Here is a 15,476-nt window from a genome sequence, read left to right as displayed (position 1 = left end):
ATCACTGCGCCGAACCGGCGTCCACCACCGCTTCTGACAGCCAGACCGCCCAGGACGGAGCCCCGGACGGCAGGCGGCCACCCTGCGCGGCCATGGCCGCGATCCGGGCAGCACAGGGGGCAGGGGGCCGGTCCCAGGCCTGGCCGGGCTGCGGCATCCGCGGCAACGGGTCGGACAGGGCGGTTGCGTCCTGGGGCAGGTCCACCGCACGGCTGCGGCGGTCGCGCAGGCTTTCCGCCAAGCGCGACAGCATGGCCGGGTCGACCAGCCGGGGCAGGGCGCCCAGCCAGCGACGGGTCTTGATGTCGGCGACCAGATGCTCATAGCGCAGGGCTCGGCGCAGCTGGCGGTCCACCGACGCGGCGGCCGCGCGCGTCTCGGGGTCGGGCATCGGGGGCAGGGCGCGATGCGCCTGCAGCATCGCCTCGACGGTCGCGACGGACAGCCGGTGCGAGATCGACCCCGCATGGCGACGATAGGCATAAAGCGGGTCCGGCAGCAGCAGGAAGCGCGCGCCCCCGATCAGCAGGCGCAGCACCAGGTCGTGATCCTCTCCGATCCTCAGCCCGGCGTCATAGCGCAGGCCCGCCAGGGCGGTGCGTCGGATCACCGGCTTGAGATAGCCGTAGGGGGGCAGAGACGCGCCGGGGTCGTTGCTGCGCAGATAGGGCGCCGCATCCAGCATCATGGGCGCGGACAGGCCGAGGGGCTGAAGGAGGGTCCGACCCTGCGGCACCGTCCCGAAATAGACCAGGTCATCCGCGACCAGATCGGCACCCGCCGCATCCGCGGCGGCGATCAGGCGCGCCAGCCGGTCGGGATGGATCAGGTCGTCGCTGTCCACGACAGCGATCCACGCACCGCGCGCGGCATCCAGAGCCCGGTTGCGCGTGGCCGCGGGCCCTGCGTTCCGCGGCGCGGCGATGACCTGCACCCGGTCATCGGTCGCGGCGATCCGGCGGGCGATGGCCAGGCTGTCATCGTCCGAGGCATCGTCGGACAGGATCAGCTCCAGCCGCCGTTCGGACTGGGCCAGGACCGAGGTCATCGCGCGGGCCAGATGCGCCGCACCCCGGAAATTGGCCATCACCACCGATACCACGGGAGGCGTCATGCGTTCCGTCCCGTCCGATTGCCCGACATGTGAACGCCTTTCCCTTGACCCGTTTGGCTGCGGCTTCCATAAGCCGGGCGGGTCTGCACGGCAACCATGCGGCCAAGAGGCTTTGCACATGCGCCATTCATCCGCTCTCGCCCTCGCGCTCATCCTGGCGGCGCAGCCCCTGTCTGCCCAGCAGGCGGACCCGCATCCCGATGCGGACGGCTTCTTCGAGGATTTCACGAACGGGCTGGACAAGGACCGCTGGTACGTGTCGGACGGCTGGACCAACGGCGACTGGCAGGACTGCCACTGGTCGGGCCGGGCGGTCCAGGTGCGCGGCGGCCTGCTGACGCTGTTCCACATCCCGGCGCCGGGAAACAGCGACCGGCCCGCCCTGTGCGGAGAGATCCAGAGCAAGGCCTATCTGCAGCACGGCACCTACGAGGCACGCATCCGCACCCCGCGCCAGTCGGGGCTGAACGCCTCTGTCTTCACCTATGCCGGGCCGGTCCACGACTCTCCCCATGACGAGATCGACATCGAGATCCTGACCCGCGATCCGGGCGTGATGACGATGAACACCTATGTCTCGGGCCAGCCCCACAACGGCGGCACCACGCCTTCCGATACGGCCTTTGACGAGGACTTCCGCACGGTCGGCTTCCGGTGGGCGCCCGAGGGGATCACCTGGTTTCTGGACGGCCGGGAGGTCCACCGCACGGAACCCGACAGCATCCTGCCGACCCATCCGCAGAAGCTGTACATGTCCTTCTGGAGCACCGCGACCCTGACCGACTGGATGGGCCACCAGGAGCCGCAGGACGGCCCCCTGGCCTATGAGATCGATTGGGTGGCCTTCACCCCGCTGGATGCGTCCTGCCTGTTCGAGGGTTCGGTCACCTGCGAGGACCGCTGATGGTCGAGACCATGCCCGCCGGCGCGCCCATGACGGCCAGACGACCGGCACGCCAGCCGCGACGCCGGGTCCTGAGCTATTCCCCCAACGCCATCGCGGCATTCATCGCGATCTTCGGCCTGACCTTCATCACCCCCCTGGGGTCCAAGGGCGCGCTGCTGTTCCTGCTGGGGGGCATGGCCCTGGTGGCCACCCGGCCCGGCGAGGTGCTGGCCTCGCTGCGGCGCGAATGGCCCATCGTGCTGGTGGCGCTGTGGTGCGTGATGTCCTTTGCCTGGTCGGACTATACCTCGCTGACGTTGCGCTATGGTATCCAGCTGGTGCTGACGGTGATCATCGCGGTCGCCATCGGCTATCGGCTGGCCCCGATGACCTTCGTGAAGATCGTCTTTGCCACCAGCGCGATGGGGGGGCTGGCCAGCCTTCTGCTGGGACGGGCCCGGTCCGACGGGATGGGATATCTGGGCATCCATGCCAGCAAGAACGCCCTCGCGGATGCCAGCTCTGTGCTGATCATCGCCTCCCTTGCGGTGCTGGTCGACCGGCGCCTTTCGATGCGCTGGCGCCTGCCTGCGCTGGCCGCCATGTTCCTGGGGGCGGTGCTTCTGGTGATGGGCCAGTCCAGCGGGGCGCTGGTCAGCACCATGGCCGTCATCCTAGTCTTCGGCGTCATCATCCTGATGCAGCGCCTGACGCCCTACATGCGCCTGGTCGCGATCGCCCTGGCAGTCGTGCTGGGCGCGGCGATTGCCATCCTGCTGTCCTCGCTTTCGGATGAGCTGGCGCGGTTGTTCCTAGACGTGACCGGCAAGGACATCACGCTGACCGGCCGGACAGACCTGTGGGCGGTGGCATTCGGACAGATCGCCGAAAGGCCCCTGCTGGGGGTCGGGTTCCAGGCCTTCTGGGTTCCCGGACAGCCGCTGGCCGAACAGCTCTGGGCGGATTTCGGCATTGCGGGCCGCAGCGGGTTCAACTTCCACAACACGCCCATCTCGAACGCGGTCGAGATCGGGATCCTGGCGACTGCCGCTCAGGCCCTGATCTTCATCGCTGCCGCGTGGGCCTGCCTGGGCTGGGCAATCCGCAGTCCGTCGGCCGCATCGGTCTTCTTCGCCCTGTTCATGGTGCGGCTGTTCATGCTGATGTGGATCGAGGTCGTGTATTTCTATCAGTTCAGCGCCGGGACCGCGATCATCATCGCCGCCATCTGCTATACCCACCGTTTCAGGGACCATATCGGCAAGCCGGTCCCGCGCCGGGCACGCCGTCCCATCCGCATCACCTTCCGCTGATCGAGCGTCAATCAAACGGTCGTTTTCCGGACAGGCCTGACCGGCCCGTCCGCAGGCATGGTTTCAGAACCCTTTTCTGTCCGGAAACCCTGTCCGGAAATCAGTTGTCCGGAATACCCTCTTGGCCTACGATTTGGACATGCTGATTGGATATGCCCGCGTCTCGACAGAAGACCAGAAACTGGACCTGCAGCGGGATGCCCTGAAACGGGCAGGCTGCGAACGGATCTTCGAAGAGAAGGAATCCGGCCGTGCCGGGACCGGGCGTCCCGCCCTGGAGGCCGCGCTGGCCTTTCTGCGCCCCGAGGATCAGCTGGTGGTGTGGAAGGTGGACAGGCTGGGCCGCAGCCTGCGCGAGATGCTGGACACCGCCCACAGGCTGCAGGGGCAGGGGGTGCGCCTGAGATCCCTGACCGAGGCCATCGACACCGAGACGCCCACAGGGCGGTTGATGTTCAATTTCCTAGGCACCATTGCCGAATACTTCCTGGACCTGAACCGCGAGCGGACGATCGAGGGGCTGAAGGCCGCTGCCGCCCGCGGCCGCAAGGGCGGACGCCGGCGCAAGCTGACCGAGGCGGACCTTGCCATGGCCCGCGCCTTGCTCCGGGACCGCGGCATTCCCGTGGCCCAGATCGCCCGGCGCCTAGATGTCAGCAGGGCCACCTTCTATGCCTATTTTCCGCAGGCAAGGACCCGCAGTCTGATCCAAGGAAGCCCCAAACCGGCTTTGCCCGAGTAGCCTGCGGTCAAAGTTTTGTTCACCTTTTGAAGGCGAGATTCACGTGATCAAACGCATCAACTGAGACCCTGGCTAACAGTAAAAAGAACCAGAAATTACTCCGAATCCTTGCTCAATAATTGACAAGGCGGCCACTTTGCCCATGGACAAGCTGTGCCCGTCCTCCGGCACGGTCGATGACGCGATCATGGTGACCGTGAACCGGGCACTAGCGGTGTTCCTAGCAGGTCAGCACCGCAGCGGACGCTGGCAGGCCGGTGTTTCAAAGCAGCATGCTTCGCACTGCCCAAGGCAACGTTGCGGCCACTCCCTTCCGTTGTGGGAGCGGCGTGGGTCAGGCACATGATCCTATGGCCAGTGCCGGATAGATGCGGAAGGTAACGGTGAGGCCTAAAGGCCTTATCACCTGGACTACATCGGATACAGCCGCCCGCTCAATGCGCTCCGCGGGACAGCGCGACGGCGGGGATGGTCATGAAGATGATGCGCAGGTCCATCCACGGGTTCCACTTCATCACGTAGAAGCGGTCCATCTGCACGCGCTCCATGTAGGTCGTGTTGCTGCGGCCGCTGATCTGCCAGAGGCCGGACAGGCCGGGGCGGGCCGCCAGATAGTGGCGGGTCGAGCTGGCGTAATGGTCCAGCTCTGCCCGCACGACCGGACGCGGGCCGACCAGGCTCATCTCTCCGGTCAGCACGTTCAGAAGCTGGGGCAGCTCGTCCAGGCTCAGCTTGCGCAGCACGGCGCCCAAGGGGGTGACGCGCGGATCGTCGACCAGCTTGCGCTGTTCGTACCACAGGGCCGCCTTGGCGGGATGCTTGCGCAGGTATTGCTCCAGAACGGCGTCGCCGTTGACGACCATGGTGCGGAACTTCCAGCAGCGGAACTCGCGCCCGCCGAAGCCTACGCGGCGGTGCCCGTAGAGCAGCGGCCCGGAATCCGTCAGCTTGAGGACGATGACCAGCGCCAGGATCAGCGGCGCCAGCAGCAGCAGGCCCAGGACCGCCAACGTGACATCCAGCCCCCGCTTGGCCATGCCACCCACAGGGGCGGCCCTTTTTGCGCGCGCCCGATGCAGTCCCGCAAGAGAGGTGTTGGCCGCGAGGGAGGGGCGACAGTTCGACACGAAATCTCGCTGTGCACGTATCGTTCGCATATTAACAACCAACCTCATGATAACTAAACGTTCTTGCCGAATGATGCCAAGAGATGCGGACGGCGTGCCGCCATCGTCCTGGGAAGGCACTCTACATCATCTCGTTAAAATTTTAGCAATCCGTAAGATATGGTTAACACATCATGCAAAATCACCACTCCAAAGCGTCGCCACTTAAATAGCCGACATGAAAAGGTTTTTTCTGCAAATGCCCCGTGGCTGTCTTTTTAGTTAGGTTGAATCAAGTGCCTACAGGAAACGCTGTGGTCACCAAACTTTTTGCAGCCAGTCCAAGCCGTAAGCAACATGGGAATGAAAAGGCAGGTTTCACCACTCTATACACCGGAAATGACCCGTTTTCCGGTTTGGCATGACAGGAATTTGAACACCTACTCTCAAGCCGCTGCATCAGAAGGACACCTGAATTCTTCGTCTCCTCAAGCATCGCAAGATAATATCTTTGTAATTCCCTATTTTGATACATCCTTATAAAGGCTGCTTACTTACGTAATTAAACTTTAAGTTGATTTATTGTAGTTTTGTAAACTTTTGGTTGTTAATTGCGCAGTTATCGCTCTCTGGAATGTCTTACGGCACAATCCCCTGTTGCCCGGTATCTTGCCCTCCAGGCGGTTGGCATGAGGACCAACCCGCACAAGTGTGGGACCCCAAGCACCACCCCCTCCGATAAGTACTAGCGCTCGTGGTGCACCTTATGTGCGGCACCCTGCACCAAGGCTGCATACCAGCAAGGTCGAGTAGCCTTAGGCGTGCGAACCGTCGGCCAAGTGCGGGCACTGGCCCGTTCGATGAGGTGAGCCGGCGTTGAAAGGTTGCTTGAGCATGTAGCGCATTAAGACAGGTGGCGAGGCATATGCCTCTGCAGTAAGAGCGTTCCCATCGTCGATGAAGCAGCCTTACGCTTGAACTGGTCCACGGACAGCTTAAGCCTGATGCATGGGAACTGCAGAACTATCATGATCCATAAAAATGCGCATTATCCTGCCTTGGATGGCGCACGCGGAATTGCCGCCATTTCAGTATTTCTTTACCATATCAGCGACTATTTCGGCGGCTTGCAGTTTCTTCAAGGATCTTTCCTGGCCGTCGATCTTTTTTTCCTGATGAGTGGATTTGTTATTGCGCTGTCCTATGAAAGATCGCTTATCAGTGGCACTCGATCTTTCAGGTCCTTCGTCTGGGCAAGGGCATTGCGACTGTATCCGCTGTACCTGATGGCATGCGGAATAGGATTCACGTATTTCTTCGTAAAATACCTCACAGGTTCAGATGACGCCCCCAGCATGCTGCAACTGTCGGAGGCCATCCCTGCCACCATTCTTCTTGCCCCTTGGGCTCCTGCGGCAGAATGGGGGTTCACGCCCTATCCCTTCGCGCCCTCGGCCTGGAGCTTGAGCTTCGAATTCTGGTACAACATTCTTTATGCCCTTCTGGCGATCCGACTGGGAACAAAGGTTCTTCTTGGGGTTTCCGCTATTTCCTTCGCCATCCTGATTCACCAATCCCTCCAATGGGGTAGCATCGACATGGGATGGAGCGTTGCCACAATGCTGGGCGGTTCGGCACGTTTCTGGTTTTCCTTCAGCGTCGGCATCCTGATCTTTCGGCATCAGGTAAAAAACATGAGCAGCAACAAGGCTTTTCTCTCTTTGTCCATGCTCTGCTTTGCGTTCGTTGCCATTCCAAGAGATGCGCTTTGGTTGGGGATACTCTGGATTGCTGCAGTATTTCCAATGGCACTTGTCTTTGGTGGCGCCTATCAAATCACGGGACTGTCATCCAAGCTATGTAACCATCTTGGACGTCTATCTTATGGAATTTATATTCTTCACGCCCCGATCGTTCTTTTTCAAACCGGGATCTTTAAGGTATTTATGGGGGACCGATGGGCTGATCATAAATCTCTCATCGGAATTTCGATAATCGCAAGTGTTCTGTTGCTGTCCTGGGTATGCACTTATTACATTGACGAGCCTCTCAGGAAATATCTCAAGAAGCGGCCGGTCAAGCGCTCTGACAGTACGATTCCTCCTGTGCTGCCGGTTTGATGCTTAATAAGGGCATTTGGAAAACTCATCCCGCCTGATCGGAAAGCAGGACTGACGCGCTCGATATCAGGCAGGCAGGTAAGCACACCTAGAGACCCACGCACCTGAACGAAGCGCCATGTCGGAGGTTGGTGTTGACCCGTCAACCCTTCCGAGGACTGCATGACCCGCTGGACCGATACCGCCCTGATCTTCGTCGCCGCCGTTGCGCTGTCATGGCTGGGCTGGATGCTGATCGACCGTCTTCTGCTGCGCCCGATCGCGCAGCGCAGTGATTTCTGGCGTCCACTGCTGGCCCGGTCCCGCGGGCCGGTCCAGCTGGCACTGATCATTGCCGCCCTGTCCATTGCCACCCGCATCGCGCCCCTGACGGTCGAGGAAACCGCCACCCTGCGCCACGTGCTGCTGTTATGCTTCATCGCCTGCATGACCCTTGTGGCGCGCACCGCGCTGCAGATCTGGGTCGCGCTGCATCTGCGCCGTTTCCGCATCGATGTCGAAGACAATCTGCTGGCGCGCAAGCATGTCACCCAGTCCCGCATCCTGCAGCAGGTGGGCAGCCTGCTGATCGTTGCCGTCGGCATCAGTGCGGCATTGATGTCGTTTGACAGCGTGCGGCAATACGGCGTCAGCCTCCTGGCCTCGGCGGGTGCAGCGGGGCTGGTCCTGGGCCTGGCCCTGCAGCCGGTGCTGCGCAACCTGTTCGCGGGCATCCAGCTGGCCATCACCCAGCCCATCCGTATCGACGACGCGGTGATCGTCGAAGGCGAATGGGGCAATGTCGAGGAGATCGGCGGCACCTATGTGGTGATCCGCATCTGGGACAAGCGCCGCCTGATCGTGCCGCTGAGCTACTTCATGGACCAGCCCTTCCAGAACTGGACGCGCGCGGATGCGACGCTGATCGGAGTGGTGATGCTTTATGTCGATTACGCGGTCAGCATTCCCGACCTGCGCCTTGAGGCGGAACGCATCGTTCGGGCGTCACCCCTGTGGGACCGCGACGTCTTTGCCCTGCAGGTCACCGATTTCCGTGAGACCGTGACCGAGGTGCGCATCCTGGCCAGTGCCCGCAACGCCGGACGTGCCTTCGATCTGCGTTGCGAGATCAGGGAGCACCTGCTGGCCTATCTGCAGACGGATCAGCCCCATGCCATGCCCCGCCACCGGGGCAGCATCCAGATGGACGACCGCCCCGATCGATCCGCGGGTCTGGCCGACAAGGGGATCATCGAGGTCAAGGGTTAGGTCCTGCGGCTGTCACCATGGCATGCCTTCCGAAGGCATGTCGCAGGGATCGTGACGTCCTTGTCGATCGGCGTTCGGCACAGAAAGGGCGGGCAGTCTTACTTGGGCTGGATGGACAGCTGATTGCGCGCGGTTCTTGGCCGGGTGGCACGCGATCCGCGGGTGTTGCGGATCGTGGCCAGGATCACATAGCCCAGAATCACCATCTGCAGGAAAACCACAGCCAGCAATGCCATGCCCAAGCTTTCCCAAGCCGAATATCCCGCCGCCGAGCCCCCGATCAGGGCCACCGCGGTCGTCGTCAAGGCAGCCAGCAGGTAACAGATGACAAACATGCCGCATCTCTCATCAGATTGCCCCCGCTATAGCACGGGAGACATCAAGGTGAGCGACAAAGGTTAAGAAAACCTTACCGACCCGTCATGCGACGCTTGAGCGACATGTAGGATTTGGGGCCGGCCAGATAGTTCTCCATCTCTCCGGGCAGCAGGAACGACTTGAGCTTGCGCAGGTTCACGCGGTCGTAGACGACGCCCAGGCACCGCGATTCCAGCAGGGAATCCTCGGCCAGGGCGGTCTCGGCCATGGCGCGCGAGGTGCGGCCCCATTCGGCCACGATGACGAACTGCGCCAGCTCGTGCAGGATCGCCCGGCCTTGGGCCACGGGGTACAGCGGCGGGACATCGACGATGACGCGGCTGAAATCGCCATCGCGCGCCTCGGCCGCGATCTGGCCCAGCATCTGGCCGGTCAGCAGGTCGTCCGAAGGCCCGCCCTGATCCAGCCCGCAGGGCAGCACGACCAGGTTGGTGTTGGCGATGCCGACCAGCATGTCCTGCCAGTTGCCGCCGCCGCTGACCGCGTCGGTCAGGCCCGGCTTGCGGTCCAGGCCCAGCATCCTGCTGAGCGTGCGGCCGCGGCTGTCGGCGTCGATCAGCAGGACAGAATGCATGCCGATGCCCAGCTGGCCCGCCAGGTTGAAGGCGACCGAGGACCGTCCATCAAAGGGATGGAACGACGTGACGCCCGTGACGGGCAGCGCCCGGCCCGTCGCCTCGCCCGCAAGGCGGACATGGCGCAGCGTTTCGGCATAAACGGAATCGGGATAGTGCAGCACCGGGACCGGCACCTGGATGACCGGCGGCCGCAGCCTGGACAGGACGGGCAGCGTCTGCCCGCTGGCCGTGGCCGGTGGCGTTCGGGTGGCCGCGGGTGCCGCGCCCACCGCACGGGGACGACGAACCGCGGGCAGCACCGGCAGGTGGCCCAGGAACCGCAGGCCCGAATATTCGGTCAGGTCGGTGGATGTCCGCAGCGAGCGTTCGCGCCATTCGCGCAGCGCGGCGATGGCCATGCCCAGGAACATCCCCAGCAGCGTCGCGGCCAGCGCCGTGCGCAGCACCGCCGGGCCCGAGGGCGTGGTCGGCACCTGGGCATAGGACAGGATCCGCACGTTCGACACCGGGAAGGACTGCTGCTGCTCGATTTCCTGCGATCGGGTCAGGGTCTGCTGATAGATCGCGGACAGGGTCGCGGCCTCTTCCTGCAGGGCCCGCAGCCGGACGAAGTTGGCGGCCTGGTCGCTGTTGCGGGCCGAGGCCTGCTGGACGCTTTCCTGCAAGGCCTCGACGCGGGCATTGGCGACGTCCAGCGTGCTCTGGGCCTCGGCGCGTTGAGCCTGCAGTTCGATGAACAGGCGTTCGGCAGTGCTGACCAGAGTCTGTTGCAGGCCGGGGACCTGCGGATGGTCCGGTCCTGACGAGGCCAGCAGGCGCTGCAGCCGGGCCTGGACATCGTTGTAGGAATCCAGCCGCGCCCGCAGTTCGTCCGACACCTCGCCGCCGATGGCCAGCGAACTGTTGCTGTTGGTCAGCCCCTCGACCCCGCCGGCGACGGCGCGGTCATAGGTGTCCAGAACCGCCCGCGCCCGCGCGGCCTCGGTCAGGACCTCGGTCAGGCTGGAGTTCAGTTCGTTCAGCGCCTGTTCGGTCAGAAGCCCGCCCGAGGAGAACTCGACCAGGCTGTTCTCGGCGGCAAAGCGTTCGGCCGCGCCGGCGGCAGCCTGCGCCTGCGCCTGCAGCTCCTCCAGGCGGGTGCGCATCCAGGCATTGGTCTGGCCGACGGAATCGGCATTCGAGGACAGGATGTCCTGGACATAGAGATCGGCATAGGCATTGGCGACCTGCGCCGCGATCTCGGGGTCATGCGAGGAATAGCTGACCGCCACGGCAGAGCTCTGGCCGATCCGGTCCACCCGGATCTCGCCCCGCAGCCGCGCGGCGGCCAGGCGACGCGCAGGGTCGACCTGCGCCATCGTCGCGTCGGACGCCATCAGGTCGTCCGGATTAATGACATCGGCGGGGGTGGTCAGCGCGACCAGCTGGTCGCGGATCCAGGTCACCGGCCAGAACACCGTCGACAGGAAGCCCCCGATGGCCGAGGTGAAGGCCGACCGCGGCGGGTCCATGAACGACGGGTTCTCCTGCAGCCCGGTCAGGTTCAGCACGTCGTCGGCCAGCTTGTTCGATTCCAGGACGACGCGTGCGTTCTCGATCCGCTCGACCGGAAGGGCGGCGCTGGCGATGCCGCCCGCCTGCTGGACGGACCGGTTGACGTTGCTGTCCAGAAGCAGGCTGGAATAGGTGGTGTAGGTTTCAGGCTTGGCGATGGAATAGGTCAGGCCCAGCATCCCCAGCAGCACGGCGGGCAGCACGATGGTCGTGCGCTGCCGGCGCAATGCCACCATCAACCGCCGCAGATCGATGGTCTGGGCCGGCGCGGCCGGTGCCTCGATATAGGCCATGTTCCCGTCATAGGGCTTGAGTTCGCGTCCCATCAGCTTTCCTTGGGTCCCGAGCGGGGTTCGGTATCCGACCGATCCGGCGCCGTTCCATAAATTTCGATCTGCCGTGCGCCGCCAAGATGGGCGGCCGCCCCGACATGAAGCGCCGCACGCATCAGCTGGCGGTTGCGCCAGGGCCGGACGTGCCACCCCGACCACGGCCAGTCCGCCGCAGACCAGGGCCTTGGCCACCGCCACCCCGGCCGCGCGGATGCGCCCGGCGCGCGGGCGTCCCTGGGCGATCAGGCTGGCATGCGTCTGACCCATCCGATAGCGGCGCCGCAGCAACCAGGCAAGGCGCGCGCGGTCCGATGGCACGGTTTCGTGCACGACAGCCAGGGGCGCAAAGGCGATTTTCCCGCCAGCGGCCAGAAAACCGGCAAAAAAGGCACTGTCCTCGCCGCCCGAACGGCCCCGGACCGGGTCGAACGACAGCCGTCGCGCCGCCGGGTCGGCCAGGTCGACAAGCACGTTGCAGGTATAGCCGCTGGTGATCGAGCCATCCGGGCCATAGACCGGCAGCGTATCATGCGCCCGCGCGCGGTCCATCCAGATCGGCGCGTCGGGACGGTAATGGGCGCGCACCGGCCCCAGGACGGCGCCTGCATCCGCATCGCGCCACGCCGCCACAAGATGCATCAGCCAGTCGGGTTCGACCGTCTCGTCATCGTCCAGATAGACCAGCAGCCGCGCGCCTGTGGCGCGGGCATGATCCAGCAGAGCGTTCCGCGCGATCGAGATGTTGGCCTGGGGCGCATGCAGATAGCTGATCTCGAGGGGATGGTCGGCGGCGATCCCTTCGACCAGGTCGCGGGCCGAGGGCTGCGCGTCGTTGTCGGCGATGGCCACGGCCACCGGCAGGCCGCAGGGCGTCAGCACGGCAAGCGATGCCAGCGTGGCGGCCAGTTCCGGGCGCCGGAAGGTGCAGATGCCGATCAGCACCCTGTCTTGAAACAACGGCGCGCTCATGCAGGGGTCCGTTCCGCAGCGGGCTTGCGGGACAGCCATTCCCGCCAGAACCCGGCAGACCAGGCCATGTGCATGGTCCCCGCCACCAATCCCGCAACCAGCCCGCGGGGCCGCCCGGTCTGCAGGGCGATCATGACGCCGCCGACCAGACAGGCCAGCAGCCACAGCAGTAACGGCAGGGCAAAGACCGCGCCGAACGGCGCCAGCACGACCAGTGCCGCCGCCGGGGCCAGCATGGCCACGACGGCCTGACGGGCCGCGGGGCGGGTCCCGTTCTTTTGCAGGTTGCGGGCCCGCCCGCGCCCGAAATTGAAATATTGCCGGATCAGGGGGCCAAGGCGCGCCCGTGGGAAATAGGTCAGCCGGGTCCGCCCGGTCAGCCAGATACGATGGCCCGCGGCTGTCAGCCGGTGGTCCAGCTCGGCATCCTCGTTGTGGCTGAAGCGCGCGTCATAGCCGCCCACCGCCCGAAAGGCGTCGATCCGCATCAGAGCGTGATGCCCGTGATCCACCCAGGCTCCACCGCCCGCCAGCCGGTGTGCCGACCCGCCATTGCCCAAGGCGCGAATTCTGCGCCTCGGCGATGACCTGCTGCAGAAACCCCTGGCCCTCGGCATGCATGGTGACGACGACGCTGTCGGCACCGGTCCGCTGCGCCTCGGCCAGCAGAGCGTCGCCGTAATCGGCGGGATAATCGCTGTGCGCATCCAGCCGCAGCAGCCATTCGGCCCCGTCCCCGAACCGGTCCACGGCCAGATTCATCCCCGCCGATTGCAGCCGGCCGGGATTGTCGATCAACCGGATCAGGGGATCGGCGGCGGCTCGGCGGCGGACGATGTCGCAGGTCGCATCAAGCGATCCGCCATCGGCGACCACGACCAGCCCGTTCACCCGCGCCGCAAAGGCTACGGCAAAGGTCAGGACGCCGTCGATGTGACGCGCCTCGTTCAGGGCCGGAATGACGATCAGCACATGGGGTTCTGACATCGGGACCTCAGGCAGCGGCGGCGGATGCGACCGAGGCCGCGTCCCCTGCCCCCGCAGATGGCGGCCGTCAGGTGACGGCATTCGGCCTCGTCCATCTCCAGCGCGGCGCGGGGAAGAGCCGCGACCGCGGCACGGCGCGCGGCCAGACCCGTGGGATCGATGGCGGACAGGGCTGCAGCGACGGCCGCGGCATCGGGCGCCGCGACGGTGAAACCGCATCCCCAAGCCGCGACACGGCGTGCAACCTCGGTCCCATCCAGAACCACGGGAACGGCGCCGTTCAGGCATCCTTCGTACAGGCGGTTGGGAAGCAACCAATCAGAGTTCTGCCCCGCCTGATACCGGTCGATCAAGCCAAGCCACGTCCAACTGCGCATAGATCTTGGGCAGATCGTCGGGCCAGTCATAGGCGCCCATGAAGGACAGGTCGGGATTGGCATCCACGACCGCGTGGAAATCCTCCATGACGTCCAGGGCCGGACGCCCGCGCAGGATGACCCCGGAACCGTCCGGGCTGCGCACGGGTGACCTGATCCAGCACCTGGAGGGACCAGCGACAGCGCAGCATCCCGAACCAGCCGACGATCAGCGGGCCCCCCTGCTCCGCCCCGCCGGGTGCGGGAACGGCCTGCGGCGACGACGGAACGGGCCGGGCGAAGGGCTTGTTCTCGACCAGCAGGACTGGGACGTCCGGCTGCTTGAAATGGCGCAGATAGCGCGTCTGGAACGCGGGCGAGGACAGGACGACCAAGCTGGTGCGCGCCATCAACCCGGCCTCGACCCGGCGCAGGATACGGGCGGGCATGCCCTGCCCCAGCATCATGCCGTGAATGTCCAGTAGCTCATAGACCAGCCGCGCGCCCCTGGCGCGTGCCAGCCGCGCGCCCAGGGCCAGCATTTCCAGATTGCGGGCCAGGATGACCTCGGGGCCGCCGTCCTGCGGAGGGACAAGGCGCGCGATGCGGGGCCATGCCTCGGCGATCGCGCGGACGCGCTGGATCATGCGGCCGTTCGACGTCTGTCCCAGCACCGTCGCAGGTTCGGGCAGCGCCCCCTGCCCCCGCCGGAACCCCGCGACCCGAACCTGTGCCCCGCCCTGGCGCAGCATCCTGACCCTTCGCCAGATCGAGGGGTCGTCAAGGTCATGGGCAAGATAGGTCACGCGCAAAAAAAGGGTCTCCGGCAGGATAATCGTTACAAAGGGTCTTGGGACAGGACATGCAGACAGCACTTGGGGCCGCCCAGGAAATGTCGGCACTGGATAGACAATTCCGCCGCACGGGAAAACAGCCTAATAGGACAAACTTTTGCGATCTGCCGACAAGGAAGCCGTGAACTGTTGAATCCGCAAAGGGGTAAGGTACAGCGTTATTCACCAAACAGTTGCATTAAGGCTTACCGTATTGAGCGAATTCAATTTTAAGTTGTAGATTCGGTTCGTTAATCAATTTCTCAAAATTGCCCTCAGGAGTGCTCATGTCCTACGCAAGATGTATGCACCGCCATGGCTTTGTTGCACAAAGCCTCTGATGTCCGAGGTTCCCCTTTCCCCGGACGGATTTATCCCGCGGTTTTCTGTGACAGGAATACCGAGCGCGGTGTAGCCGTTCATGACGGCGATGCGGATCTGGATCTCCGCGACCTGTCGGTCAAAGTCCCGCGCCATGAGGCGCTGCCCCAGCAGTTTCATACAGTGCATCTTCGTTTCGGCACGGCTTCGTCGGTGGTATCCGCTCCATCGTCGCCAAAGCGCGCGGCCTAGATATTTCGCGGCGCGCAGGGCTTCGTTTCGCGCGGCGGCACCGGCGGTGAGGGTCTTCCACGGCTTTGCATTCTTGCGGGGCGGTATGACGGCATGTGCGCCGCGGTCGGCAATGGCATCGTGGCATTTGCGTGTGTCATAGGCACCGTCGGCGGTGACGCTGCCGATCTGCTCGTCCGCCGGGATCTGATCGAGCAGGTCGGGTAGCACCGGGGCATCACCGATGTGGCTCCCCGTGATCTCGACGGCTCGAACCTCCAGTGTTTGCTCGTCGATTCCGAGATGGATCTTGCGCCACACACGCCGTCTGGGGCCGCCATGCTTGCGGGCGTGCCATTCGCCTTCTCCCTCGACCTTGATCCCGGTGCTATCAATCAGCAGGTGCAA

General features: G+C 64.3%; 13 protein-coding genes and 1 pseudogene. 5 read left to right on the top strand and 9 right to left on the bottom strand.

The annotated features are described in order from the left end of the window. Position 1: 1 nt before the first annotated feature. The gene (locus tag F1642_RS14795) at positions 2-1,114 is read right to left on the bottom strand and encodes a glycosyltransferase (RefSeq protein ID WP_164871522.1); all 1,113 of its coding nucleotides are present in this window, start codon (positions 1,112-1,114) and stop codon (positions 2-4) included. A gap of 118 nt (positions 1,115-1,232) precedes the next feature. Between F1642_RS14795 and F1642_RS14790 the strand changes: the two genes are divergently transcribed. From F1642_RS14790 to F1642_RS14780, 3 genes are all read left to right on the top strand, one after another. Beyond that, the gene (locus F1642_RS14790; RefSeq protein ID WP_045983279.1) at positions 1,233-2,018 is read left to right on the top strand and encodes a family 16 glycosylhydrolase; all 786 of its coding nucleotides are present in this window, start codon (positions 1,233-1,235) and stop codon (positions 2,016-2,018) included. Beyond that, positions 2,018-3,313, top strand: coding sequence for an O-antigen ligase (locus tag F1642_RS14785; RefSeq protein WP_127899991.1), 1,296 nt, complete (start codon positions 2,018-2,020; stop codon positions 3,311-3,313). Before F1642_RS14790 ends, F1642_RS14785 begins: the two co-directional genes overlap by 1 nt. A 139-nt stretch (positions 3,314-3,452) precedes the next feature. Further along, the gene (locus F1642_RS14780) at positions 3,453-4,055 is read left to right on the top strand and encodes a recombinase family protein (protein ID WP_045983288.1); all 603 of its coding nucleotides are present in this window, start codon (positions 3,453-3,455) and stop codon (positions 4,053-4,055) included. A 434-nt stretch (positions 4,056-4,489) separates the two neighbouring features. Here the strand turns inward: F1642_RS14780 and F1642_RS14775 are convergent, their stop codons facing one another. Continuing rightward, positions 4,490-5,092 (bottom strand): sugar transferase, encoded by a 603-nt coding sequence (locus F1642_RS14775; RefSeq protein WP_206692796.1) that lies wholly within the window; start codon positions 5,090-5,092, stop codon positions 4,490-4,492. Positions 5,093-6,189: 1,097 nt separating this feature from the next. On the opposite strand from F1642_RS14775, the gene F1642_RS14770 reads away from it, so the two are divergent. Together F1642_RS14770 and F1642_RS14765 are read left to right on the top strand one after the other, a co-directional pair. Continuing rightward, positions 6,190-7,281, top strand: a complete 1,092-nt coding sequence (locus F1642_RS14770) for an acyltransferase (protein ID WP_164871521.1) — start codon at positions 6,190-6,192, stop codon at positions 7,279-7,281. 162 nt (positions 7,282-7,443) lie between these two features. Beyond that, positions 7,444-8,529, top strand: a complete 1,086-nt coding sequence (locus F1642_RS14765; RefSeq protein WP_127899988.1) for a mechanosensitive ion channel family protein — start codon at positions 7,444-7,446, stop codon at positions 8,527-8,529. Between the two features lie 98 nt (positions 8,530-8,627). Here the strand turns inward: F1642_RS14765 and F1642_RS14760 are convergent, their stop codons facing one another. From F1642_RS14760 to F1642_RS14730, 7 genes and pseudogenes are all read right to left on the bottom strand, one after another. After that, positions 8,628-8,864, bottom strand: coding sequence for a hypothetical protein (locus F1642_RS14760; RefSeq protein WP_127899987.1), 237 nt, complete (start codon positions 8,862-8,864; stop codon positions 8,628-8,630). 74 nt (positions 8,865-8,938) lie between these two features. Beyond that, positions 8,939-12,340, bottom strand: a complete 3,402-nt coding sequence (locus F1642_RS14755; protein ID WP_255522485.1) for a glycosyltransferase — start codon at positions 12,338-12,340, stop codon at positions 8,939-8,941. Next, a complete protein-coding gene (locus F1642_RS16085; protein ID WP_255522483.1) occupies positions 12,337-12,828 on the bottom strand; it encodes a hypothetical protein in 492 nt (163 codons plus the stop codon). The genes F1642_RS14755 and F1642_RS16085 overlap by 4 nt, the downstream gene beginning before the upstream one ends. Beyond that, the gene (locus F1642_RS16080) at positions 12,791-13,327 is read right to left on the bottom strand and encodes a glycosyltransferase (RefSeq protein ID WP_255522482.1); all 537 of its coding nucleotides are present in this window, start codon (positions 13,325-13,327) and stop codon (positions 12,791-12,793) included. Before F1642_RS16080 ends, F1642_RS16085 begins: the two co-directional genes overlap by 38 nt. Further along, the gene (locus F1642_RS14740) at positions 13,306-13,641 is read right to left on the bottom strand and encodes a hypothetical protein (RefSeq protein ID WP_194886610.1); all 336 of its coding nucleotides are present in this window, start codon (positions 13,639-13,641) and stop codon (positions 13,306-13,308) included. Before F1642_RS14740 ends, F1642_RS16080 begins: the two co-directional genes overlap by 22 nt. An 89-nt stretch (positions 13,642-13,730) precedes the next feature. Continuing rightward, on the bottom strand, positions 13,731-14,435 hold the full coding sequence (locus tag F1642_RS14735) for a glycosyltransferase (protein ID WP_194886609.1): 705 nt from the start codon (positions 14,433-14,435) through the stop codon (positions 13,731-13,733). A gap of 456 nt (positions 14,436-14,891) precedes the next feature. Beyond that, positions 14,892-15,476: pseudogene (locus F1642_RS14730) on the bottom strand (IS5 family transposase); the annotation flags it as partial.

It is taken from the genome of Paracoccus sp. NBH48, from assembly GCF_015390265.1.
GTDB lineage: Bacteria > Pseudomonadota > Alphaproteobacteria > Rhodobacterales > Rhodobacteraceae > Paracoccus > Paracoccus marcusii.
Note: the sequence above shows the minus strand (reverse complement) of the source record. Positions and strands in the feature narration are given on the sequence as shown.

Bases quoted from the DNA above. Each gene is read 5' to 3' on its own strand.
- F1642_RS14795 (WP_164871522.1), bottom strand. From the start codon at position 1,114: ATGACGCCTCCCGTGGTATCGGTGGTGATGGCCAATTTCCGGGGTGCG.
- F1642_RS14790 (WP_045983279.1), top strand. From the start codon at position 1,233: ATGCGCCATTCATCCGCTCTCGCCCTCGCGCTCATCCTGGCGGCGCAG.
- F1642_RS14785 (WP_127899991.1), top strand. From the start codon at position 2,018: ATGGTCGAGACCATGCCCGCCGGCGCGCCCATGACGGCCAGACGACCG.
- F1642_RS14780 (WP_045983288.1), top strand. From the start codon at position 3,453: ATGCTGATTGGATATGCCCGCGTCTCGACAGAAGACCAGAAACTGGAC.
- F1642_RS14775 (WP_206692796.1), bottom strand. From the start codon at position 5,092: ATGGCCAAGCGGGGGCTGGATGTCACGTTGGCGGTCCTGGGCCTGCTG.
- F1642_RS14770 (WP_164871521.1), top strand. From the start codon at position 6,190: ATGATCCATAAAAATGCGCATTATCCTGCCTTGGATGGCGCACGCGGA.
- F1642_RS14765 (WP_127899988.1), top strand. From the start codon at position 7,444: ATGACCCGCTGGACCGATACCGCCCTGATCTTCGTCGCCGCCGTTGCG.
- F1642_RS14760 (WP_127899987.1), bottom strand. From the start codon at position 8,864: ATGTTTGTCATCTGTTACCTGCTGGCTGCCTTGACGACGACCGCGGTG.
- F1642_RS14755 (WP_255522485.1), bottom strand. From the start codon at position 12,340: ATGAGCGCGCCGTTGTTTCAAGACAGGGTGCTGATCGGCATCTGCACC.
- F1642_RS16085 (WP_255522483.1), bottom strand. From the start codon at position 12,828: ATGCGGATCGACGCCTTTCGGGCGGTGGGCGGCTATGACGCGCGCTTC.
- F1642_RS16080 (WP_255522482.1), bottom strand. From the start codon at position 13,327: ATGTCAGAACCCCATGTGCTGATCGTCATTCCGGCCCTGAACGAGGCG.
- F1642_RS14735 (WP_194886609.1), bottom strand. From the start codon at position 14,435: ATGCTGCGCCAGGGCGGGGCACAGGTTCGGGTCGCGGGGTTCCGGCGG.